The 22,227-nt window shown below is 73.2% G+C and carries 24 protein-coding genes and 1 riboswitch; of the genes, 14 read left to right on the forward strand and 10 right to left on the reverse strand.

Annotated features, from left to right (window positions below):
- Positions 1-17: 17 nt before the first annotated feature.
- The 5 genes from alc to AC2TEW_RS06810 all read right to left on the reverse strand — a co-directional run bounded on the left by alc (position 18) and on the right by AC2TEW_RS06810 (position 6,155).
- The gene (gene alc, locus AC2TEW_RS06790; protein WP_484622418.1) at positions 18-1,283 is read right to left on the reverse strand and encodes an allantoicase; all 1,266 of its coding nucleotides are present in this window, start codon (positions 1,281-1,283) and stop codon (positions 18-20) included.
- Positions 1,284-1,333: 50 nt separating this feature from the next.
- Positions 1,334-2,695 carry an allantoinase AllB gene (allB, locus tag AC2TEW_RS06795; RefSeq protein ID WP_484622419.1) on the reverse strand — a complete coding sequence of 454 codons (1,362 nt, stop codon included), beginning with the start codon at positions 2,693-2,695 and terminating at the stop codon, positions 1,334-1,336.
- Positions 2,696-2,892: 197 nt separating this feature from the next.
- Positions 2,893-4,035, reverse strand: a complete 1,143-nt coding sequence (locus AC2TEW_RS06800) for a glycerate kinase (RefSeq protein ID WP_484622420.1) — start codon at positions 4,033-4,035, stop codon at positions 2,893-2,895.
- A 347-nt stretch (positions 4,036-4,382) separates the two neighbouring features.
- Entirely contained in the window at positions 4,383-5,270 is an 888-nt protein-coding gene (locus tag AC2TEW_RS06805) for a 2-hydroxy-3-oxopropionate reductase (protein ID WP_484622421.1), read from the reverse strand.
- A 39-nt stretch (positions 5,271-5,309) separates the two neighbouring features.
- Positions 5,310-6,155 (reverse strand): TIM barrel protein, encoded by an 846-nt coding sequence (locus AC2TEW_RS06810; protein ID WP_484622422.1) that lies wholly within the window; start codon positions 6,153-6,155, stop codon positions 5,310-5,312.
- Positions 6,156-6,357: 202 nt separating this feature from the next.
- Between AC2TEW_RS06810 and AC2TEW_RS06815 the strand changes: the two genes are divergently transcribed.
- From AC2TEW_RS06815 to AC2TEW_RS06865, 11 genes are all read left to right on the forward strand, one after another.
- Positions 6,358-6,627 carry a thiamine-binding protein gene (locus AC2TEW_RS06815; protein WP_484622423.1) on the forward strand — a complete coding sequence of 90 codons (270 nt, stop codon included), beginning with the start codon at positions 6,358-6,360 and terminating at the stop codon, positions 6,625-6,627.
- Positions 6,624-6,998 carry a helix-turn-helix domain-containing protein gene (locus tag AC2TEW_RS06820; protein WP_033823310.1) on the forward strand — a complete coding sequence of 125 codons (375 nt, stop codon included), beginning with the start codon at positions 6,624-6,626 and terminating at the stop codon, positions 6,996-6,998. Before AC2TEW_RS06815 ends, AC2TEW_RS06820 begins: the two co-directional genes overlap by 4 nt.
- A gap of 190 nt (positions 6,999-7,188) precedes the next feature.
- On the forward strand, positions 7,189-7,704 hold the full coding sequence (gene uraD, locus AC2TEW_RS06825; RefSeq protein ID WP_484622424.1) for a 2-oxo-4-hydroxy-4-carboxy-5-ureidoimidazoline decarboxylase: 516 nt from the start codon (positions 7,189-7,191) through the stop codon (positions 7,702-7,704).
- 49 nt (positions 7,705-7,753) lie between these two features.
- Entirely contained in the window at positions 7,754-8,089 is a 336-nt protein-coding gene (gene uraH, locus AC2TEW_RS06830) for a hydroxyisourate hydrolase (protein WP_484622425.1), read from the forward strand.
- Positions 8,090-8,115: 26 nt separating this feature from the next.
- On the forward strand, positions 8,116-9,036 hold the full coding sequence (gene pucL, locus AC2TEW_RS06835) for a factor-independent urate hydroxylase (RefSeq protein WP_484622426.1): 921 nt from the start codon (positions 8,116-8,118) through the stop codon (positions 9,034-9,036).
- Between the two features lie 297 nt (positions 9,037-9,333).
- The gene (locus AC2TEW_RS06840) at positions 9,334-10,797 is read left to right on the forward strand and encodes a nucleobase:cation symporter-2 family protein (RefSeq protein WP_484622427.1); all 1,464 of its coding nucleotides are present in this window, start codon (positions 9,334-9,336) and stop codon (positions 10,795-10,797) included.
- 65 nt (positions 10,798-10,862) lie between these two features.
- Entirely contained in the window at positions 10,863-12,248 is a 1,386-nt protein-coding gene (locus tag AC2TEW_RS06845) for an 8-oxoguanine deaminase (RefSeq protein WP_484622428.1), read from the forward strand.
- A 236-nt stretch (positions 12,249-12,484) separates the two neighbouring features.
- Positions 12,485-12,805 carry a WXG100 family type VII secretion target gene (locus AC2TEW_RS06850; protein ID WP_484622429.1) on the forward strand — a complete coding sequence of 107 codons (321 nt, stop codon included), beginning with the start codon at positions 12,485-12,487 and terminating at the stop codon, positions 12,803-12,805.
- Between the two features lie 2 nt (positions 12,806-12,807).
- Positions 12,808-14,064: an amidase domain-containing protein gene (locus AC2TEW_RS06855; protein WP_484622430.1), complete on the forward strand. Its 1,257-nt coding sequence runs from the start codon at positions 12,808-12,810 to the stop codon at positions 14,062-14,064.
- A 1-nt stretch (position 14,065) separates the two neighbouring features.
- Positions 14,066-14,452, forward strand: coding sequence for an LPXTG cell wall anchor domain-containing protein (locus AC2TEW_RS06860; protein ID WP_484622431.1), 387 nt, complete (start codon positions 14,066-14,068; stop codon positions 14,450-14,452).
- A 5-nt stretch (positions 14,453-14,457) separates the two neighbouring features.
- Complete coding sequence (locus AC2TEW_RS06865; protein WP_484622432.1) at positions 14,458-15,153, forward strand: DUF7638 domain-containing protein; 696 nt, start codon at positions 14,458-14,460, stop codon at positions 15,151-15,153.
- Between the two features lie 20 nt (positions 15,154-15,173).
- On the opposite strand, the gene AC2TEW_RS06870 is transcribed toward AC2TEW_RS06865, so the two are convergent.
- Together AC2TEW_RS06870 and aceB are read right to left on the reverse strand one after the other, a co-directional pair.
- Positions 15,174-15,560 (reverse strand): allophanate hydrolase-related protein, encoded by a 387-nt coding sequence (locus tag AC2TEW_RS06870; RefSeq protein ID WP_484622433.1) that lies wholly within the window; start codon positions 15,558-15,560, stop codon positions 15,174-15,176.
- 170 nt (positions 15,561-15,730) lie between these two features.
- Positions 15,731-17,383, reverse strand: coding sequence for a malate synthase A (gene aceB / locus AC2TEW_RS06875; RefSeq protein ID WP_484622434.1), 1,653 nt, complete (start codon positions 17,381-17,383; stop codon positions 15,731-15,733).
- A gap of 190 nt (positions 17,384-17,573) precedes the next feature.
- Here aceB and AC2TEW_RS06880 point away from each other — a divergent pair, with 190 nt between their 5' ends.
- Positions 17,574-18,368, forward strand: coding sequence for an IclR family transcriptional regulator (locus AC2TEW_RS06880; RefSeq protein WP_484622435.1), 795 nt, complete (start codon positions 17,574-17,576; stop codon positions 18,366-18,368).
- Between the two features lie 40 nt (positions 18,369-18,408).
- Here the strand turns inward: AC2TEW_RS06880 and AC2TEW_RS06885 are convergent, their stop codons facing one another.
- A complete protein-coding gene (locus tag AC2TEW_RS06885; protein WP_484622436.1) occupies positions 18,409-18,711 on the reverse strand; it encodes an antibiotic biosynthesis monooxygenase in 303 nt (100 codons plus the stop codon).
- 80 nt (positions 18,712-18,791) lie between these two features.
- Here AC2TEW_RS06885 and AC2TEW_RS06890 point away from each other — a divergent pair, with 80 nt between their 5' ends.
- A complete protein-coding gene (locus tag AC2TEW_RS06890; protein WP_484622437.1) occupies positions 18,792-19,295 on the forward strand; it encodes a hypothetical protein in 504 nt (167 codons plus the stop codon).
- Between the two features lie 3 nt (positions 19,296-19,298).
- On the opposite strand, the gene AC2TEW_RS06895 is transcribed toward AC2TEW_RS06890, so the two are convergent.
- The gene (locus AC2TEW_RS06895) at positions 19,299-20,495 is read right to left on the reverse strand and encodes a glycoside hydrolase family 16 protein (protein WP_484622438.1); all 1,197 of its coding nucleotides are present in this window, start codon (positions 20,493-20,495) and stop codon (positions 19,299-19,301) included.
- Between the two features lie 25 nt (positions 20,496-20,520).
- A riboswitch (cyclic di-AMP (ydaO/yuaA leader) is annotated at positions 20,521-20,602 on the reverse strand.
- 323 nt (positions 20,603-20,925) lie between these two features.
- Positions 20,926-21,768: a MerR family transcriptional regulator gene (locus tag AC2TEW_RS06900; protein ID WP_484622439.1), complete on the reverse strand. Its 843-nt coding sequence runs from the start codon at positions 21,766-21,768 to the stop codon at positions 20,926-20,928.
- A gap of 126 nt (positions 21,769-21,894) precedes the next feature.
- Between AC2TEW_RS06900 and AC2TEW_RS06905 the strand changes: the two genes are divergently transcribed.
- A complete protein-coding gene (locus tag AC2TEW_RS06905) occupies positions 21,895-22,224 on the forward strand; it encodes a phenolic acid decarboxylase (RefSeq protein WP_033823296.1) in 330 nt (109 codons plus the stop codon).
- The last annotated feature ends 3 nt before the right edge of the window (positions 22,225-22,227 follow it).

Below are 22,227 nucleotides of genomic sequence, written 5' to 3' on the forward strand. Positions count from 1 at the left end.
GGGTCGGGAGGGGGACGTCAGACGCCGAGCAGGCGCCAGACGGCCGAGCGGCGGCGCGAGGACTGCTCGCCGTCGGGGCCGTCGGCCGGCTGCAGGGCAGCGACCGCGGCGGTGGTCGCGGCGGCGTCCGCGAGCGGGCGGGAGGCGGTCAGGGCGGCGGCCTCGGCCGCGTCCAGTCCGGCCTCGGTGAGGGCGGCGGCGGCCTCCGCGGCGGGCAGCGCGTCGAACCAGCGCAGCGCCAGCGCGGCGCGGCCGTCCTCGGTGAGCCGGCCGGTGAGCCGCAGGCGGGCCAGGCCGCCGTCCGGGTACACGTTGATCCGTACGTGGGTGACGGGCCGGCCCGGGGTGAGCCGGAAGCGGTGCCGGGTGTCGGGCTGCAGGCGGGTGCGGGGCAGGATCTCGAACCAGCCGTCCGGGTCGGTGGCCGGGTCGCCGCCCCGGGAGGCGTCGTAGCCCACCAGGTCGGCCCAGCCGGGGGCGTTGGCGACGAAGTGGGTGGTGTCCACCTCGGCCGCCAGGGCCTCGCCGCCCCCGGCCAGGGCGATCTGCACCCAGTCGTTGGCCTTGTCGCGCCGACGCCGGGTCTCCCAGCCCTCGCCCATGACGGAGGCGCGGCCGGGAGCGTTCAGGTTGTGCGGGGAGGAGAAGTAGCGGTCCGAGGCGGCCTCGGCCACGCCGCCGAACTCCTGGGCGGCCAGGTCGAAGGTGAGGCCGTCCAGCTCGCGCGGGTCGGGCAGCACCTCGCCGTGCACCCGCAGGCGGGCGACGCCGCCGTCGGGCCAGATGTTCAGCCGCACGTGGGTGTAGCGGGTGCCGTCGTGGACCTCGAACTCGTGGGCGGTGTCACCGCGGAGCGCGGTCCGGGGCACCAGGTCGACCCACTCGGCGGCCTGCACCTCCGCCGGGGAGGGCTGCCCGGGGATCGAGGCGCCCTGCACCGAGCCGCTCTCCGGGTAGTTGCCGGTGAAGTGGGCGGTGTCCACGATCACGCCGCGGATCACGCCCGCCGCGCCGAGCCGCACGATCGCCCAGTCGTGGTCCTCGTCGGTGGGGTGCGGCTGCTCGGCGCTGACACCGCGGCGGCGCTTGGACTCCCAGCCGTCCATGATCTGGCCCTTGTGGCCGAAGGTGTGCGGGCGGAACTCGGCCGCCTTGGCGACCAGCAGGTTCTCCGCGTCCGCGAAGGTGTCCTCGTTGGTGGCCACGACGCCGGCGCCCAGCAGCCTGGACGCCAGGTTGACCAGCTCGGTGAACGGAGCGCCCGGGGTCTGACTGGTGCTCAACGAAACTCTCCTTCTGTCGGCGGGTGATCGGCTGCCGGCGGATGATCCGGCTACCGGCGGGTGATCTGGCGGCCGAACGGCTCGCCGGCGGTGTCCACCACCCGGCCGCGCAGCCAGGTGGTGCGCACCACGCCGGTGAGGGTGCGCCCGGCGTACGGGGTGACGGGGTTCTTGTGGTGCAGGTCCTCGGCGTGCACGGCGAACCCGGCGTCCGGGTCGAAGGCCACCAGGTCGGCGTCGTGGCCGACCGCGATGGCGCCCTTGGTGCCGGTCAGCCCGACCAGTTCGGCCGGCCCGCCCGCCATCCAGCGGACCACGTCGGCGAGGCCGTGGCCGCGGCGGCGGGCCTCGGTCCAGACCGCCGGCAGGCCCAGCTGGAGGGAGGCGATGCCGCCCCAGGCGGCGGCGAAGTCCCCGCTGCCGCCGTACCGCTGCAGCAGCTTGAGGTCCGGGGTGGACGGCGAGTGGTCGGACACCACGGCGATGAACTCGCCGGCCGCCAGCGCCGCCCACAGCCGGTCCCGGTTGGACTCGTCCCGGATCGGCGGGCAGCACTTGAAGGCGGTGTCGCCGTCCGGCACCTGCTCGGCCGCCAGCGTCAGGTAGTGCGGGCAGGTCTCGGCGGTGACCCGGACGCCGTCCGCGCGGGCCTGGGCCAGCAGCGGCAGCACGGCGGCGGAGGAGACGTGCAGGATGTGCACCCGGGCGCCGGTGCGGCGCGCGGTGTCCAGCAGCCGGGCGACCGCGGCGGCCTCGGCGTCGTCCGGGCGGGAGGCCAGGAAGTCGCGGTAGTGCACGCCCGGCTGCTGCGGGGCGGCCTCCAGCACGGCCGGGTCCTCGGCGTGGATGATCGCCAGCGCGCCGATCCTGGCCTGCTCGGCCAGCGCCGTCTCCAGGTCGGCCTGCTCGACGTGCGGGAACTCGTCGACCCCGGAGGGGGCCAGGAAGCTCTTGAAGCCGAACACCCCGGCCTCGTGCAGCGGCGCCAGGTCACCGGCGTTGCCGGGGATCGCGCCGCCCCAGAACCCGAGGTCGACCCAGGCCTGGCCCTCGGCGGTCTTCCGCTTGGCCTCCAGGCCGGCCACCGTGGTGGTGGGCGGGACGGAGTTGAGCGGCATGTCGATGATGGTGGTGACCCCGCCGGCCGCGGCCGCCCGGGTGGCGGTGGCGAAGCCCTCCCACTCGGTCCGGCCGGGCTCGTTGACGTGCACGTGGGTGTCGACCAGGCCCGGCAGCAGCGCGGTGTCGCCGAGGTCGGTCAGGTGCCGGTCCCCGGCGAGCAGGGCGCCGTGCTCGGCGATCTGCTCGATCCGGCCGCCCCGGACCAGGACGTCCGCGGGACGCTCACCGTCCGGCAGGACCACGCGGCGGGAGCGGATCACCGCCGTGCTGGGCGTCTCGCTGAGGGGCATCTGGACCTCCGGGCCGGGTGTGTCTGGTGGAGCCGCTGATGGCGAGCAGGCCGTGCCTCAGGGGAAGTTGAGGTCTGACGATCAGACTTTCACCCCGGGTGCTCGGAGCCTAGGCCCGCCTTCAACAAAACGTCAATGTAGGAAACTACGAGTGTCCGTCCGGGGCCGGCCGACGGTGCGGCAGCCCGGCCGGCGACTCAGCCGGCCAGCAGCTCGGCCGCCAGCCGCTCCCCCGCGACCTCCGCGAGCTCGCCGGCCAGGGTCATGCTGTCGCCGGGCCGCTCGGCCAGATCCGTCAGCGCCACGGCGGCGGCGAAACCGGCCGCCCGCCACTGGTCCTCCGACAGTTCCAGCCGCCCTGCCACGGCAGCCACCCGAACCCCCGCCCGAGTGGCCGCCGCGGCAACGCCGGCGGGAGCCTTGCCGTGGAGCGTCTGCGCGTCCAGGCAGCCCTCGCCGGTCACGACGAGGCGCGCCCCACGCACAGCCTCGTCGAAACCCAGCAGCTCGAGCAGCAACTCGATGCCGGGTCGCATGGTGGCGCCGAGCAGGGCCAGGGCGGCGAAGCCGACCCCGCCCGCGGCTCCGGCGCCGGGAGCGTCCCGCAGGTCCCGGCCGGTCACCGTACGGACCTGGTCCGCCCAGCGGGTCAGGCCCTCCTCCAGGACGACCAGGTCGTCGCCGTCGGCCCCCTTCTGCGGGCCGTACACGGCGGTCGCGCCGCGCGCCCCCAGCAGCGGGTTGTCGACGTCGCAGGCGACCACGATCTCCACCCCGGTCAGGCCGTCGGCCAGCGATCCGAGGTCGATCCGCTCCAGCCTGCGCAGCGCGGCCCCGCCGGGCGGCAGCTCGGCACCGTCCGCGTCCAGCAGGCCGACGCCGAGCGCCTGGACCATGCCGGCGCCGCCGTCGGTGCAGGCGCTGCCGCCGAGGCCGAGCACCACCCGCTTGACGCCCAGGCCCACGGCCCGGCCGATCAGCTGGCCGACCCCGTACGAGCCGGCCGCCAGCGGGGCGGTGCGGCCGCCGGGCAGCCGGGCCAGGCCCGAGGCCTGGGCCAGCTCGACCACGGCGGTGTCGCCCCGGACCGCGATGGCGGCGTCCACCGGCAGGCCGGTCGGACCGGCCACCTTGACCGGCACCCGGGTGAAGCCGGCCGCCAGCGCGGCGGCCAGGGTGCCCTCGCCGCCGTCGGCGACCGGGAGCTCCCGGACCTCGGCGCCGGGCGCGGCCCGGCGGATGCCGGCGGCGATCCGGGCCGCGACCTCGGCGCCCTCCAGGGTGCCCTTGAACTTGTCGGGGGCGACGACGACATGGCCCTGGGTGGGGGTGGCGGGCATGGCGTGGGCCTCATTTCCGGGTCGGGCTGATGCGTGGGGAGCGAGTGGGTGTTCCTGTGGAGCTCTACCCGTTCGGGGAGCCCGGTGTGCCGTACGAAGGGGTGCGACCCCCTCCCCGCCGTTCCCCGCTCGTCCCGCTTCCGACGTACGAGTGAGGCTCCCCTCGGCGAAGGAGGGGGCCGGGCGGCGACGCGCTGGCACGACCGATGTGCCCCCGGGAGGGAGTGCGCGCGCCGCCGGCTTGGCCTCCTGGTGGCGCGGGCACGACCGGACAGGTACACGCCACCAGGAGGAGCTCGGGGTCCCGCCGGGGGACGGTTCAGGGCACGTCCCCCGGCGAGAGGTAGTTACGCGGCCGGGCGGCCGGAGAGCCGCTCGACGCCGCGCAGCAGGGCGGAGTGGTCGAGCGAGCCGTCGCCGTTGGCCCGGGCCGAGGCGACCAGCTGGGCCACCACGGCGCCGACCGGCAGGGCCGCACCGACGGCGCGGGCGGCGTCGGTGACGATGCCCATGTCCTTGTGGTGCAGGTCGATCCGGAAGCCCGGGGCGAACTGGCGGTCGATCATGTTGGCCTTCTTGCGGTTCAGCACGGTGGAGCCGGCCAGGCCGCCGCCGAGCACGTCGAGCGCGGCGGGCAGGTCCACGCCGGCGTTCTCCAGGAAGACCACGGCCTCGGCCAGCACCTGGATGTTGACGGCCACGATCAGCTGGTTGGCGGCCTTCACGGTCTGGCCGGCGCCGGCCGGGCCGACGTGGATGACGGTGGTGCCGAGCGCGTCGAACAGCGGCTTCGCCTCGGCGAAGTCGGCCGCGTCACCGCCGACCATGATCGACAGGACGGCCTCGATCGCCCCGGCCTCGCCGCCGGAGACCGGGGCGTCCAGGGTGCGGACGCCCTTCTCCTTGGCCGCCGCCTCGACCTTGATCGAGGTCTGCGGGGTGATCGAGGACATGTCGATCACCAGGGTGCCGGCCTTGACGTTCTCCAGCACGCCGCCCTCGCCCAGGATGACCTGCTCGACCTGCGGGTCGGCGGGCACCATGGTGATGACGACCTCGGCCTCGGCCACCGCCTGCGCGATGCTGGTCCCCGCGTGGCCGCCGGCCGCCACCAGGGCGTCGATCGGGGGCTGGGTGAGGTTGAAGCCGGTGACGTGGTGGCCGGCCTTGACCAGGTTGGCGGCCATCGGGCTGCCCATGATGCCGAGGCCGATGAAGGCGATCTTGCGGCTCATCGCGTCGTTCCTTTTGTCCGTGGTGGGGTGGGAGAGGGCTCAGTTGGCGGCGCGCAGCGCGCGCGGGAGCCACTCGAAGCTGTCGGCGCTGACGCCGTTCGCGGGGCGGTACTCCAGGCCGATCCGGCCGGTGTAGCCGGCGGCGGTGAGGCGGGCGAAGAGGTCCTCGAAGTCCAGCTCGCCGGTGCCGGGCTCGTTGCGGCCCGGGGTGTCGGCGATCTGCACGTGGCCGAAGCGGTCGGCGTAGGTGTCGATGACGGCGGCCAGGTCCTCGCCGTTCTTCGCCAGGTGGTAGAGGTCGCAGAGGAACTTGGCGTTGCCGAGGCCGGTGGCCGCGTTCACCTTGTCCACCACCTCGACGGCGGCGGCGGCCGAGACCAGCGGGTAGTCCGGGGACTCCGGCCGGTTGAGCGCCTCGACCAGCAGGATCGCGCCGATCGAGTGGGCGGCCCGGGCGGCCAGGACGAGGTTCTCCAGCGCCAGCTCGTCCTGCTCGGCGGCGGTGGCGCCCTCGACCCGGTTGCCGTAGAGCGCGTTGAGCGCCTTGGTGCCGAGCGAGTCGGCGAGCGCGACGGTGACCGGGATGTTCTCCCGGAAGCGGTCCTTCTCGGCGGGGACCGAGACGGTGCCGCGGGCGCCCTTGGTGAGGTCGTCGAGGAAGTTGAGGCCGGTGAGCCGGACGCCGGCGTCGCCGAAGGCCTTGCGGAGCGCGTCCAGCTCGGCCTGCGACGGGGTGTGCTCCTCGCCGAAGGGCCACCACAGCTCGGCGGCGGTGAAGCCGGCGGCGGCCGCGGCGGCCGGGCGCTCCAGGAGCGGCAGCTCGTTGAACAGGATCGACAGGTTGACCGTGTAGCTGTGCTGGGCGGCGGCAGTCACGTCGTTCACCTCTCACTCTCTTCCGTCTTCCGCAACTTCCACGATCCGGAAGAGCGATTCTGCTTGGTGGAAGCTTGTCCCGGGGATCGAAGGGTGTCAAGGCCGCCGCAACAATTTGTTGAAGCAGCCGGGCGGCCCCGGCCGTCCGGGCCCCGCACTGTCCGATCCACCAGCCCCTTCCCCGTACGCCCCCGGTCGCTACAGTGAGCGGGTGCGATTGATGGTGGAGTTCACGACAGAACCGTTCGAGCTGGACAGCTTCCCGGACCACGCCAAGGCTGCCCGCCGGGTCGTGGACGAAGCCGGCCTCGCCGTCTCGGTCGGCCCCTTCGGCACCAGCGCCGAGGGCGACGCCGAGCAGACCCTGGCGGCCGTGACCCGGCTGCTGCGCGAGACCCTGGACGCCGGGGCGACCCGGATCTCGGTCCAGCTCAGCGTGGTCGACGACAACCAGACCCCGGAAGGAGTGGGTACGCAGTGAGCAACGCCCTGGAACACCCGCTCACGGCGGCGATAAAGCCGCTGCTGGACGCGGTCGGCGCGACCGCGGTCGAGGTCCGCGAGGCCCGGCCCGACGACGTCCTGCTGGAGTGGGACGGCGCGCCGGCGGTGGCCGTACGGCTGCCGCACCTGAGCAGCGCCCTGGACCGGCTGCTCGCCGAGATGGTCCGGCAGTTCGACGGACGCCCGCTCGCCGAGCTGGACCGGGCCGAGAAGCAGCGCGTGGTCGCCCTCCTGGAGGAGCGCGGCGCCTTCACCGTCCGACACGGGGTCGAGACGGTGGCCTCGGCGCTGGGCGTCAGCCGGTTCACGGTGTACAACTACCTGAACCGGCAGGACGGCAGGCAGTAGGCCGACCGGGCCGCTTTCGCCCCAGTCTGTCCGACCCCCGGGCCGGGCACACTTGGCGAATCGCACACGACATCCGTCGGTAACGGGCCCCGGCTCAAAACGTAACCACCAACCGTTCAACAAAGTGTTGACGGCCCGGGGTGGCGGATCTAGCTTTTGCGGGTGGCACCACTCTTCAGGAGGTCCACCCGTGACCAACCATCCCCACCCGTCCCCCGCGGCGCTCGAGGAGCTGTCGGCGGCCCCGGCCGCCGAGCTGCGGGAGACACTGCTGGAGATCTGCTCCAGCCCCCGCTGGGCCGCCTCCGTGGCGGCCTCGCGGCCCTGGTCCGACCGGGACGCCCTGCTCGCCGCCAACGCGGCGGCGATGGCGGCGCTCACGGCCGACGACCTGGCCGACGCGATGGCCGGCCACGCCCGGATCGGCAGCCCCAAGGCGGGCGACGCCACCTCCGAGCGCGAGCAGGCCGGCATCAAGGGAGTGGACACCGCTCTCCTCGATGAACTGCACGGGGCCAACGCCGCCTACGAGGCGAAGTTCGGCCACGTGTTCCTGATCTGCGCGACCGGCCGCACCGCGGCCACCATGCTCGCCGCGCTGCGCGAGCGCTTCCCGAACGACGCGGCCACCGAGGCCCGGATCGTCCGCGGCGAGCTCCGCAAGATCAACGACATTCGCATCAACCGCCTGCTCGACGAGGGCTGAACCCGTCGACGGCGAGTCAACCCCTGCCATCAGTAAGGTCATTCAACCCATGACTGGCATCTCCACGCATGTGCTCGACACCAGTCTCGGCCGCCCGGCCGAGGGTGTCCCGGTCGAGCTCGCACTGCACACCGAGGGTGGCTGGAAGGTGCTCGGCGCCTCCGCCACGGACTCCGACGGCCGGGCCAAGGACCTGCCGGCCGTGGAGGCGGGCTCGGTCGTCCGGCTCCTGTTCGACACCGCCGCGTACTACGCGGCCACCGCCGACCAGGCGCCGTTCTTCCCCGAGGTCTCGATCGTCTTCACGGTCGCACCCGCGCAGCACCACTACCACGTGCCGCTGCTGCTCAACCCGTTCGGATACTCGGTCTACCGCGGAAGCTAGACCGCTTCAGAGCTTAGGAGCCAGCCATGGCCCACGTACTCGGACAGAACCAGTACGGCAAGGCGGAGAACCGCATCGTCCGGATCTACCGTGACTCCACCCGTCACGAGATCAAGGACCTGAACGTCTCGGTGTCCCTCCAGGGTGAGTTCGAGGACGTCCACCTCACCGGCTCGAACGCCAACTGCCTGCCCACCGACACCACCAAGAACACCGTGTACGCCTTCGCCAAGGAGCACGGGATCGAGTCGGCCGAGGCCTTCGGCATCATCCTGGCCCGGCACTTCGTCGACGACACGGAGCGGGGCGTGGTCCACAGCGCCCGGATCCGGATCGAGGAGTACGTCTGGGACCGGATCAGGACCCCGGACAGCTCGGCCCGCTTCATCGGCTCCGAGGAGGTGGGCCACTCCTTCGTCCGCAACGGCGGCGAGGTCCGCACCTGCGAGGTCGTCTACGACGGCGAGCGCGTCCAGGTGATCTCCGGCCTCAAGGACCTGACCGTCATGAACTCCACCAACTCGGAGTTCTGGGGCTACATCAAGGACAAGTACACCACCCTCCAGGAGGCGTACGACCGCATCCTGGCCACCCAGGTCACCGCCCGCTGGAAGTACGCCTACAGCGGCCGCGACGGCGAGGCCCAGCCGAACTGGAACCGCTCGTACACCCACGTGCGGCGGCACCTGCTGGAGGCGTTCGCCGAGACCTACTCCTACTCGCTGCAGCAGACCCTGCACGCGATGGGCACCCGGGTCCTGAACAACCGCGCCGAGGTGGACGAGGTCCGCCTCGAGCTGCCCAACAAGCACCACTTCCTGGTCGACCTGTCGCCCTTCGGTCTCAAGAACGAGAACGAGGTCTACTACGCCGCCGACCGGATGTACGGCCTGATCGAGGGCACCGTCCACCGCGAGGGCGTCGTCCCCGTGATCCCGGTGGCCTGAGGCCGCGACCCCATGACCGCCGTCCGTCGCCGCACCCTCCGACCCCCGCGACCCGCGCGGGCCGGCCGGTCGTGGACGGCCAGCACCACCCGTACCACCCGCACCACCCGCAGATCCGCTTTCTCCACCCCCACCATCCGGAGACCGTGCCCGCCTCACGGCGGCCGCCCCGGGGAGTTGGAGGAGCCGGCCGGGGGACCCTTGCACCGCCGTCCCGCCCCCGGCCAAGGCGAAGTCGGCCGATCTTCTCCAGCGCCACGGGCGCGCCAGGAGCCACGGGCACAAGAGGGGCTCGACATGGCACTGCGCAACACCCCCACCGCTGACGGCGGTTCCACCTCCGACAGACCTTCGGGGCCGGACGGGACGACCGGCCTCCCGGACGACCCGTCCGCCCCGAGGACCGTCCACCCCGTGGACGAGCTGCTGCCCCCGGTGAAGCTCCTGAGCACCGGACTGCAGCATGTCGCCGCGATGTACGCGGGCGTCGTGGCGCCCCCGCTCATCGTCGGCGCCGGCGTGGGCCTGTCCCCCGCCGAGCTCGCCCTGCTGATCTCGGCCAGCCTGTTCACCGCGGGCCTGGCCACCCTGCTCCAGACGCTGGGCATCTGGCGGATCGGCGCCCGGCTGCCGTTCGTCAACGGCGTCTCGTTCGCCGGCGTCGCCCCGATGCTCGCCGTCGCCAAGGAGCACGGCCCGAAGGACGCCCTCCCGGTGATCTTCGGCGCCGTGATCGTCGCGGGGCTCCTGTGCTTCCTCGCGGCACCGTACTTCTGCAAGCTGATCAGGTTCTTCCCACCGGTCGTCCAGGGCACCGTGATCACCCTCATCGGTGTCTCGCTCCTTCCGGTGGCGGTCAACTGGGCCCGCGGCGGCGCACCCGGCGCACCCGGGTTCGGATCGATGCGGGCGATCGGCCTCGCCGCCCTCACCCTGGCGGCGGTGGTGCTCTGCCACAAACTGCTGCGCGGCTTCTGGCAGCAGCTCTCGCTGCTGGTCGGGCTGGCGTTCGGGACGGCGCTGGCCTTCCCGCTGGGCCTGGCCGACTTCGGGCCGGTCGGGGACGCGAAGGTGTTCGCGCTCCCGTCCCCGTTCCACTTCGGGGCACCGCAGTTCGACGCCGCGGCGATCGTCTCGCTCTGCATCGTCATGGTGGTCTCGATGACCGAGTCCACCGCCGACATGCTGGCGCTCGGCCGGATCGTCGACCGGCCGGCCGACGAGAAGACCCTCGCCGCCGGCCTGCGGGCGGACGGACTGGCCACCGCGGTCAGCCCCGTCCTCAACGGCTTCGCGGCCAGCGCCTTCGCCCAGAACATCGGGCTGGTGGCGCTGACCAACATCCGCAGCCGCTTCGTGGTCGCGGCCGGCGGCGGGATCCTGATCCTGCTGGGCCTGTTCCCGGTCCTCGGGTCGCTGGTCTCGCTGGTGCCGCAGCCCGTGCTCGGCGGCGCCGGGATCGTGCTCTTCGGCACCGTCGCCGCCAGCGGCATCCGCACCCTCGCCGAGGCCGGGATGGAGTCCGGCGCCAACACCATCCTGGTCTCGGTCTCGCTCGGGGTCGGCATCGTCCCGATCGCCGCCCCCACCTTCTACGACGCCTTCCCGGAGGCCGTCCGCACCCTGATGCACTCCGGCATATCGGCCGGCTGCGTGATGGCCGTCCTGCTCAACCTGCTCTTCCACCACGTCGGTTCCGCCCGACGCTCCCCGACCACCGAGCCGCCCGGCGCGGCGGTGTCACCGGCGACACCGTCCTGACCGGTGGGGGGCGTGCACCGCTCACCCGCACGCCCCCCTTCCCTCGCCCCCATAGGAGTCACACCATGGCAGTCCAGCCGCCGCCCGCCGACCAGCGGATCGTGATCGAGAACGTCGCCATCGCCACCGTCGACGCCAACGACACCGAGTACGCCCGCGGACACGTCGTCATCCTCGGCAACCGGATCGAGTCGGTCGGCGACGGCCCCGCCCCGCAGTGGCTGGACAACGTGGTGCGCCGGATCAACGGCGAGGGCCACCTGGTCACCCCCGGCCTGGTCAACACCCACCACCACTTCTACCAGTGGATCACCCGCGGCCTGGCCCAGGACAACATCCTCTTCGACTGGCTGGTCGCGCTCTACCCGACCTGGGCCCGGATCGACGACAAGCTGGTGCACGCCGCCACCCAGGGCTCGGCCGCCGCACTGCTCAAGTCCGGCTGCACCACCGCCTCCGACCACCACTACGTGTTCCCGCAGGGCGGCGGCGACATCCTCGGCGCCTCCATCGAGGCCGTCCAGGAGCTCGGCCTGCGCTTCACCGCGCTGCGCGGCTCGATGGACCGCAGCAAGAAGGACGGCGGCCTGCCGCCGGACCACGCGGTCGAGCGGACCGAGGACATCCTGATCGCCTCCGAGGCCGCCGTCGACACCTGGCACGACCCGTCCTTCGGCTCGATGCTGCACGTCGCCATCGCGCCCTGCTCGCCGTTCTCGGTCTCCACCGAACTGCTCAAGCAGAGCGCCGAACTGGCCCGCCGCAAGGGCGTCCGGCTGCACACCCACGGCTCCGAGACCGCCGAGGAGGAGGAGTTCTGCAAGCAGCTCTTCGGCATGGGCCCGACCGACTACTTCGAGTCGACCGGCTGGCTCGGCGAGGACGTCTGGATGGCCCACTGCGTCCACATGAACGACTCCGACATCGCCAAGTTCGCCGAGACCGGCACCGGCGTCGCGCACTGCCCCTCCTCCAACGCCCGCCTGGCGGCCGGGATCGCCCGCGTCCCGGACATGCTGAAGGCCGGCGTCCCGGTCGGCCTCGGCGTCGACGGCACCGCCTCCAACGAGTCCGGTGAGCTCGGCACCGAGCTGCGCAACGCGCTGCTGATCAACCGGCTGCACGGCTCCCCGACCGCGCTGACCGGACGTCAGGCCCTGCGCCTGGGCACCATGGGCGGCGCCCGGGTGCTCGGCCGGCAGAACGAGATCGGCTCCATCGAGGCCGGCAAGCTGGCCGACCTCGCACTCTGGAAGGTCGACGGGATCATGCACTCCTCGATCGCCGACCCGGTCGCCGCCCTCACCTTCGGCGCCCTGCCGCCGCTGTCCGTGCTGTTCGTCAACGGCAACGCCGTGGTCGAGAAGGGCAACCTGACCACCGTCAACGAGGACCGGATCGCGCTGGCCTGCGCCAACGCGGCCAAGGAGCTCGCCTCCCGCGAGGTCTGATCCCCCACCGGCTCCGGTGGACCCGCCCGGGACGGCGGGACCACCGGGCCCGCCCCCGGGCGGGACGCGGGCCCGGACCCCCGGCGAGGGTCCTGGGCCGCGACGTGCCCGCGGCCGCCCCGGACGCCCGGGCGGCGGTCCGGGGCCGCCCGCCGGAACCACCCCGTGATCCGCTAACGTCCTCCCCGTGTCACAGCGGGGACCCGGGACGAACCGGGCAGGAACGGGGTAACGGCATGCACGACATCCACGTACGGCCCGAGGGGCTGCACACCGCCTCCGAGGCGATCAGGACCAGCTCGGGCCAGTTGGGCGGACGCAGCGGCCACTGGCTGGACGCCAGCCTGACGGCCGCCGCCGCCCACCCCGACTGGTGGTCCGGCCCGGCGCTGCGCGAGTGCGCGGACGCCTGGCAGACCCACATGACCTCGGTGGTCCAGCAGTTGCACACCTACGCCGACCAGCTGCGGGAGTCCGCGCACTCGTACCAGAGCGCCGAGCAGGAGGCCGTACGGCGGCTGGACCAGGCCTCGCGCGACCTGAACGCGGGGGTCTGAGCATGGTCGAGTTCGCCGCACTGCGGAAGGCCGACCCCGGGCAGCTGCGCGCCGCCGCGGACGGCTGGGTCGAGCTGTCCAAGGAGGCCTGGCAGGCCGTCAACGACATCCACGCCAACGGCATCGGCCCGCTCAAGGAGGACTGGCAGGACCGGGTCGGCCAGGCCGCCGGCAAGAAGCTGGACGAGCAGGCCAGGATCCTGGAGTCCGGCGCCGACATCATGCGCGGCGTCGCCATGGTGGTGGACGGCTGGGCCTCCTCCACCGAGTACGCGCAGCGGGCGCTGGCCCACGCGGTCGAACTGGCCGCGGCGTACCAGCTGGAGGTGGACGACAACGGCGGGGTCTCCACCACCGGCGAGGTGACCGGCGACAAGCTGACCCACCTGAACGAGGTCGCCGGGCTGATCACCGAGGCGCTCCGGGAGGCCACCCAGGCCGACGCGCTCGCCTCCGCGGAGCTGCGCAAGCTGGCCGGCGCCACCTGCGAGACGGACCCGGAGAAGGCGCTCGACGTGCTCCAGGGCGAGGCCTCCGACACCCAGCTGAACATGCTGGCCGGTGACATCCCCGACGGCCGGGACCCGAAGCTGGTCGCCCGCTGGTGGGACTCGCTCACCCCCGAGGAGCGCAAGCAGCTGGAGCTCGCCGAGCCGGTGAAGCTGGCCGGCCTGAACGGCCTGCCGGAGAGCGTCAAGGAGGACCTGCGGGGCGGCCCGGACCGCAAGTGGGACCGGGTCAAGATGGTCGAGTGGGTGCTGGCGCACTGGGACGACAAGTCCGGCGACTTCGACGACGAGAACAACTGCACCAACTTCGCCTCCGAGGCGCTGTTCCGGTCCGGTGTCCGCATGAAGGGCGACTGGACCGTGGAGGGCGACGCCTGGAACCGCGGCGAGGACCCGGGCTGGCTCGGGCTCGGCATCGTCGGGCAGCAGCACAGCCACGCCTGGGGCGGCGCGCAGAACCTGCACGACTTCATGGTCTCCAACGGCGGCAAGGAGGTGCCGCCGTCCGAGGTGAAGCCGGGCGACCTGGTCTTCCTGGAGGACGACAACGACCTCAACCCGGACCTGAAGCCGGGCAACATCCACCACACCGCGATCGTCACCGCCGTCACCCCGGACGGCGACATCCGGTACAGCCAGCACAACGACTCGCGCAAGAACGTGAGCATGGACGGCCGTTCCGACCACGAGGCCGCCTCCGAGGGCCGGCAGAAGATCAAGTACGTCCGCGTCGAACCGAACTGGTACTGAGATGGCCCATCCGACCACCCTCCCCGCGACCGGCCGGCGGACCGCCCCGCTCCCCTGGCTCGGCGCGGCCGTGGCCCTCGCGGTCCTCGGCTGGCTGTCCGCCCGCTACGGCCACACCGCCTACCTGGACGCCGTCCCGCGCCGGCTGAACCACTGCCTGAAGGCCGGGGCCGTCCCGGCCGCGGCGTGGGCCGGGGTCGTCGCCGGACCGGTGCTCGGCCTGGCCGGCCTGGTGCTGTCCGCCCGGCAGCTGCGGGCGGGCGGCGGCTGGACGGCGGCGGCGGGCCTGCTGGCGGTGCTGGCCGCGCTGGTGCTGCTGGTCGACCTGTGGGCGCTGGTGGACGTGGTCCGCGGCCTCGACCACCCGGCCCGCACCTGCAGCGGCTGACCGGCATGGCGGCCGACCGGCGGACGTACCGGATCTCCGACGGACAGCGGATCCCGGGCACCTGGCGGCCGGTGTTCGTCCACGTCGCGGGCGTCCACCACCTCACCGAGCTGACCGTCTACGCGGACGGCCTGGTGGACTGCCACGGCCTGCTCACCGTGGACGAGCTGGCCGAACGCCTCGGCTACGGCTGGATCGGCGCCGGCCTGGCGGACGGCGCCCGGGCCGTCGCGCCGGACCTGGCGTCCTGGCGGTTCACCGCCGCGCACACCTCGCTGACCGCCGCCGGACTGCTGGCGGAGGTCCGCGCGGAGATCGAGCGGCTGAACTCCGGAGCGCCGGATCAGCAGGCGGAGCCGTTCGACCGCGCGGTGGTGGTCGACCGGTTCTCGCTGCCGGAGCTGCACAACGAGCACCCGGCGCCGGTCACCCTGGACGGGGTCCGGTACCCGTCGGCCGCCGGGGCCTTCCGGGCGCTGGAGGGGGCCGCCACCGCCCGGCCCGCGGTGATGGCCCGGGTGCTGCGGGCCAAGTTCGCCCAGCACCCGGAGGCGGCCGCGACCCTGCTGGCGACCGGGGACGCGGTGATCCGGTACGCGGACGAAGACTCCCCGTACTGGGGCGGCGAGGGCCCCGCGGCCCGGAACTGGGCGGGCCGGCTGCTGGAGCTGGTCCGCGCGGAACTGGCCGGCGGCGCCTGACGGCCGGTGAGCGCCGGCCGTCAGGCCGTGCGGCCGAGGGTGGCGAGGTAGGCGCGCCAGCCGCCGTACCCGGTGATCTCCTGGTGCACGCCGCGCTCGAGTTCGCCGCGGGCCAGCACCATGGACAGGCAGGCGGAGCCGTCGGCGAGTTCGATCACGCCGAGTTCGAGGGTGCGGGGCTCGCCGGGAAGGATCACGTCGCGCAGGTGTTCCAGCGGGACCTCGTACAGCTCGCCCTCGATCGCGGTGTCGACGGCCGGGTCGGCCAGCAGCCCGGGGCAGACGTCGTCGAGGGAGAAGAACCGGTAGCCGGGCGCGGTGCGGACCGGGCCGATCAGCATCTCGGCGACCGAGGGGTGGAACGGACCGCCGACCATGGCCTGGCCGTTGAAGAAGACGCGGGGCATCGGGGTGGGACCTCCGGGGTGCGGACGGCGCGGCCCGGTCGGGGGCGGGTGGTGCGAGGTGCCCCCGGCCGGGCCGCGTCACGGCGCTGTACACAGCGGCGCAGACGGTGCGGACAGTGCTACAGCCTGGCAGGCGGCGGCCGGCCCGCGGATGGATAGATTGGGCTCGTTCAGTCGAGCAGGGGCAGCGCGGGCAGGGTGAGGAAGTCGACGAACTCCTCGGCCAGCGAGACCTGTTCGAAGAGCCTGGCGGCCTCGTTCCAGCGCCCACCGGCGTAGACCTGGTCACCGAGCTCGGTGCGCAGCGCGGTCAGCTCCTCGGCCACCAGCCGGCGGACCAGGTCGGCGGTGGCCTTCTCGCCGGTGTCGGCGAGGATGACGCCGTTGTTGATCCACTGCCAGATCTGCGAGCGTGAGATCTCGGCGGTGGCGGCGTCCTCCATCATGTTGAAGATGCCGACGGCGCCCAGGCCCCGCAGCCAGGCCTCGATGTAGCGCAGCCCGACCTGGACGGCGTTGTGCAGTCCGGCCTCGGTGCACCGTCCGCCGGCGCCGGCGATGTCGAGCAGCTGGGCGGCGGTGACGGGCTCGGACGGGCCCGGGTTGTCCTTCTGGTCGGGGCGCTCGCCGAGGACGGCGTCGAAGGAGGCGCGGGCGACCGGGACGAGGTCCGGGTGGGCGACCCAGGAGCCGTCGAAACCGTTGCCGGCCTCGCGGTCCTTGTCGGCCTTGACCTTCTCCAGGGCGGCCGCGTTGACCTCGGGGTCCTTGCGGGAGGGGATGAAGGCGGCCATGCCGCCGATCGCGTGCGCGCCGCGCCGGTGGCAGGTCTGCACCAGCAGGCGGGTGTAGGCGGCCATGAACGGGGAGGCCATGGTGACGCTGTTGCGGTCGGGCAGGATGTAGTGCTCGCCGGCGTCGCGGAAGTTCTTGACGATGGAGAACAGGTAGTCCCAGCGGCCGGCGTTCAGCCCGGCGGCGTGCTCGCGCAGCTCGTAGAGGATCTCCTCCATCTCGAACGCGGCGGTGATGGTCTCGATCAGCACGGTGGCGCGGACGGTGCCGTGCGGGATGCCGAGGGCGGCCTGCGCGTGGGTGAAGACGTCGTTCCAGAGCCGGGCCTCGAGGTGGCTCTCGGTCTTCGGCAGGTAGAAGTACGGGCCGGAGTTCGGGTCCTGCTCGCCCTTGGCGAGCAGCCGGGCGGCGTTGTGGAAGAAGTACAGGCCGAAGTCGAGGAAGGCGCCGGCCACCGGGGTGCCGTCGACCAGCAGGTGGTTCTCGTCGAGGTGCCAGCCGCGGGGGCGGACCACGACGGTGGCGAGTTCGGCGGCGGGCTTGAGGGTGTAGGCCTTGCCGGCCTCGGAGGTGAAGTCGATCCGGCCCTCGAAGGCGTCGATCAGGTTGATCTGGCCGGAGACCACGTTCTCCCAGGTGGGGGCGGTGGCGTCCTCGAAGTCGGCGAGCCAGACCTTGGCGCCGGAGTTGAGGGCGTTGATCACCATCTTGCGGTCGGTCGGCCCGGTGATCTCCACCCGGCGGTCCTGGAGCGCGCGGGGGGCGGGAGCAACCTGCCAGTCCCCGGCCCGGACCGCTGCGGTCCCGGGCAGGAAATCCAGCGTCCCGGCCTCGGCGATCTCGGCACGGCGGGTCTTTCGTCGGGTCAGGAGCTCCTGCCGGCGACCTTCGAAGGCACGGTGGAGGCCGACGACGAAGGCGACCGCCTCCGGGGTGAGCACCTCCTCGGCGCGGGGAACGCGCGGACCGGCGACAGTGACGACCGGGGCGGCGGGGGAAACGCCGTCAGGTCCCTGATCTGCACCCATGGGCAGGACACTCCTTGGACGGTTGTGAAAGCTTGGGGAGCTCCGGTGGGAACTTCCCAGATCCGAACCCACCTACCGGCGGGTTTCGTTCTGTAGGGTGGAGACTAGTTTCCGCGATACAGAATTTCAACGGTTTGTTGAGCTAGATCGCTGGGACTCTACTCCTCCCGCGACAGTGAAGGGAACGCCGGTGGCCAGCACCCCCGCCGAAGCACCGACAGGCACCGAGCGAGCCGCCGGTGGCGTGCAGTCCGTCGAGCGCGCCTTCCAGCTGCTGGAAGCGCTCGCCGATTCGGGCGGCATCGCCACCCTGAGCGAACTGTCCACCACCTCCGGCCTGCCGATGCCCACCATCCACCGGTTGATCCGTACCCTCGTCCAGCAGGGGTATGTCCGCCAGGACACCGCCCGCCGCTACACCCTCGGCCCCCGGCTGATCCGGCTCGGCGAGACCTCCGGCCGGCTGCTCGGCAGCTGGGCCCGCCCGTACCTGGCCGAGCTGATGGAGGCCACCGGCGAGACCGCGAACCTGGCGGTGCTGGAGGGCGGCGAGGTGGTCTACGTCGGCCAGGTGCAGTCCCGCCGCTCGATGCGGATGTTCACCGAGGTCGGCCGCCGGGTGCAGCCGCACTGCACCGGCGTCGGCAAGGCGCTGCTCGCCCAGCTGCCCGAGGAGGAGACCCGCGCCCTGCTCGGCCCGCAGCCGCTGCAGTCGCACACCCCGTACACCGTCACCGACCCCCAGGAGCTGATCGCCCAGCTCGCGCACGCCCGCGAGGCCGGCTACGTGGTCGACGACCAGGAGCAGGAGATCGGCGTGCGCTGCATCGCCGTCGCGGTACCCGGCGCGCCGACCCCGACCGCCCTGTCGGTGTCCGGGCCGGAGGCGCGGATCAGGGCGCTGGAGGCGGCGGCCGGCAGTGCCGCCCTGGTACCGGTGATGCGTCAGATCGCCCTGCGGCTCGGGCAGGTACTCGCCCCCTGACGGCCCGTCCGAGGGCCGCCCGGGGCCGGCCGGGCCGGGCTCAGCCGGGCCGGACCGCGGTGGCCGTGAGCACGTAGACCGCCAGGTCGGGCTCGGTACCGGCCTCACGGAACAGCCGGGGCGCGGCGGCCATCCTGGGGTCCGCCCGTACCGCCTCCAGCGCGGCCAGGTCCCGCCACAGGCTCTGCACCCGCCAGTGCCGGTCCGGCCCGCGCAGCAGTTCCGTCCGCAGCAGCCCGTCGGGCAGCTCGGCGGTGACCAGGGTCCGGTACGACGCCACGAACCCGGCCTCCCGGTCCTCGGCGATCCGGCCGCTCACCTCGCTCAGCACCTGCTCGGACACCCGTGCCTCCTCCGCTCTCGTTCCGCCATCGGTCGCTACTGTGAGTATCGGCCAGAGGACGGACGGCGGAGGGGTACGACATGTCCGAGAGCGCGGGCCGGCGGGCGGCGGGCAGGTCGGCCGCGGTGCTGCTGGCCCTGTCCGGGGCCCTGGGGGCCTTGGGGGCCTTGGGGGCCGTCCCGGCCGTCCCGGTGGCGGACGGCGCGGACCTGCGGGTGGTCCGGCTCGACCCGGACCCGGCGCCGCCCGGCGGCAGCACCGCCCTGCACGGCTTCGTCGCCAACGGCGGTCCGGACCGCACCGCCTCGGCGTTCACCGTCCTGGCCGAGCTGCCGCCCGGTTTCGCCTTCGAGGGCCCGTACTTCCCGGAGTCCTGCACCACCGGGCCCGGCGTGCGCCTGCTGCGCTGCACCTTCCCGGCGGGGCTGCCCGCCGGGCGCAGCGCGACCGTGCTGGCACCGGTCCGGGTGGCACGCGAGGTGCCCCCCGGCACACGGGCCGAGGGGCACCTGCTGGTGACCGGTGCCGACGACCGCGACGCTGCGGACGACGGCACCCCGTTCACGCTGAGCGTGTCACCGTGACGGTCAGCGGTAGACCCGCACGTAGTCCGCGGCGAACGTGATCGGCGCGGTGCCGGTGGGCGCCGGGTGGTACTGGCCGGCGCTCAGCGACAGGTTGAGGATCAGGTACGCGGACCAGTTGGCGCCGACGCCGGTGTTGTCGGAGAACACCTTCACGCCGTTGACGTACCAGTCGACCGAGTTGGCGCCGTAGTAGGTGCCGATGGTGACCCACTTGTCCTTGGCCACGGCGTTGGCGTCGGTGTAGTACTTCGAGCCGGACTTGACGTGGTTGGTCAGCTCCAGCAGGTTCGGGTTGTCGGGGTGGTACTCGAAGGAGTCGATCTCCCCGTTGCCGTTCTTCCAGGTCCACAGGGCCGGCCAGGCGCCGCCGCCGGAGGGCAGCTTGACCCGGGTCTCGGCGTAGTCGCCGGTCTTCACCTGGAAGCCCTCGCCGGAGTACTCGGTGGTGAGCAGCCCGGTGTCCCAGGACTGCTTGCCGTTCTCCAGCTTGTTGGCGCCCGGCTTGGCGGTGAAGGTGGCGACGCCGCCGGAGACGCTGACCCCGTTCTTGCTCAGCCAGTCGAGCTTGTTGTCGTCCGGGTTGTGGTTGCCGTACTTGTACGAGCTGCTCTTGTCGGTGGTCCAGCGGGTGGTGTTGAGGCTGTCGAACTCGTCGGACCAGGTCAGCGCCTTGCCGGGGACCGGTGATCCGGTGCCGGGCGCCGGGGTGGGGGCCGGCGTCGGCGTCGGGGTCGGCGTCGGGGTGGGGGTGGGCGTCGGGGTGGGCGTCGGGGCCGGCGCGGGGGTGGCCGAGCCGCCGACGGTCAGCGTCTGCGAGGGCAGGTTGTGCCAGGCGTTGGCGGAGTCCTGCCAGAACCCGAACTGGGTGTAGGTGCCGGCCGGCAGGGTGCGGGCGGCGCTGGTGAAGGTGACACCGGCCGGGCAGATCTGCACGTTGCTCGCGTTGCCGGGGAAGTCCAGGTTGTGGCCGGCCGCGTCACGGACGCCGACACCGAGCGTCTTGGCGGTGAAGCACGCGGAGGAGTGCACCGTGAGCGTCGCCTTGGCGGCGGTGTCGGCCGCCATGGCGGTCGGGGAGAGCCTGTCCTGGGTCACCGTGGGGGTGGCGGCCGAGGCCTGGCCGACCAGCGGGACGCCGGCGAGGACGGTCGCGCCGGCGAGCAGGCCGAGGCGGGCCGGGGTGGGCGAAAGTCGCATGGGGGATCCTCTGCGACGCCTGCGAGGTTAGCTGTCGGGTTCGGGCACGAGGCTGCCCGGCCGCCGGTGGGGAGCGGCTTCACCCCTGGGCGCGTCTGCAGAGTCCCGCCGGGTCCGCGACGCCGGGCTCAGCCGACGCGACTCTGCACATGCGCCCCAGCCGTGCGCCCGGCTCCGGTGGGAGCGGGGGCGCGACGGCAACAAACCTGGTTCCCCCGCTCCTGTCCAGGAGGTGATCGGGTGACCGCCGTCGGGTGGACAGGACTCGGCGTCCCGACCGCGGGTCTGCCCAGCCGGGCATCCCGTGCAGGCTAGGCAGATGGGTCGTGCACCGACAACGAGACGTCCCTCACAGGCCCGCCCGGCCACCGCACCGGCCGCCGTCCCGGTCACTGCGGCAGCCACTGCGGCCGCGGCCCCGGCCGTGCGGTCACCAGAACCGGGGCTGCCCGGGGATGCTCTCCAGGTCCGCCAGCACCAGCTCGCGGTCCTCCGGCCCGGCGATCTCCTCGGCGGCGGCCAGCGCCTGCTCGGTCCAGGCGCGGGCCTGCTCCGGCTCGCCCGCCACCGCCGCCGCGCGGGCCAGCGCCTCGTACGCGAAGGCCAGGTCCCAGTCGCCGATCCCGTGCTCCCGGCAGAGCTCCAGTGCGCGCCGGGCGTGGTGCAGGGCGGGTTCCGCCCGGCCCAGCACGGCGTACACCCGGGAGCACTGCCACTCCCCGCGGCCGAGGTTGACCGGCGCGCCGACCTGCCCCCAGTGGTACCGCGAGGCGTGCGCCATGTGCACCATCCGGTCGTCGTCGGCCGCGGAGCGGTCCTCCTGCTCCAGCAGCCGCCAGACGCCGTTGAACAGGTCCACCGCGAGCTGCCGCTCGTCGCCCGCGTCGACCGCCCGTACTGATTCGCCCATGACCGTGCCGATCCCTTCCTCGATCAGATGATCCGTCCGGTGGACGGCCCCGCGCAGCCGGTCGAGCCGCGCCTGCAGCCGCCGCCGGTGCCCGGCCAGCACCCGCTGCACCAGCTCGGCCTCGCCGCCCGCGGCCAGGCACTCGCCGACCTGCTCCAGCGGCAGGTCGACCGCGCGCAGCGCCCGTACCAGGCGCGCCGCCGGCACCTGCCCGGCCCGGTAGTACCGGTAGCCGGTGTCCGGGTCCACCTCGGCGGGGCGCAGCAGGCCGACCCGGTCGTAGTGGCGCAGCGCCTTGGCGGTCAGGCCGGTGCGGCGCGCCATCGCGCCGATGGTGAGCAGGTGCTCGCTCTGGTCCGTCACGCCGACGAATCTAGGACCTTCCCCCGCGGGAACCTCAAGCCGCCGGCCGCCGGCGGTCCGCTAGGTTGGGGGGTGCGGCCGGAGCACCGGCCGCGGCCGCCGCGACCGTTCCCAGGAGCACCCGAGATGACCGCGCCACTGCCTGGCTTCGCCGGACGCACCTACCTGTTCGACGTCGACAACGGTGCCGCCTTCCGCAACTCCTACTCCGCCGACGGGACCAGGCTGCGCTGGGAGGGCCTCGGCGAGTCGGCCGGCCAGTGGGAGGACGTCCGGCTGCACGTCGCCGAGGTCGGCCCGCAGGTGTACTTCGTCAGCTGGACCGAGCAGAGCGGCATCACGGTCAGCCATGTGATGGACCTCACCACGCTCACCGTCCGGGTCTTCTGGACGTACGAGGGCGAGGGCGGCCGCGTCGGCGAGCTGCACACCGGGAAGCTGCAGCCGGTCGGCTGAGCC

This window comes from Kitasatospora sp. NEAU-CNBT7, from assembly GCF_057220535.1.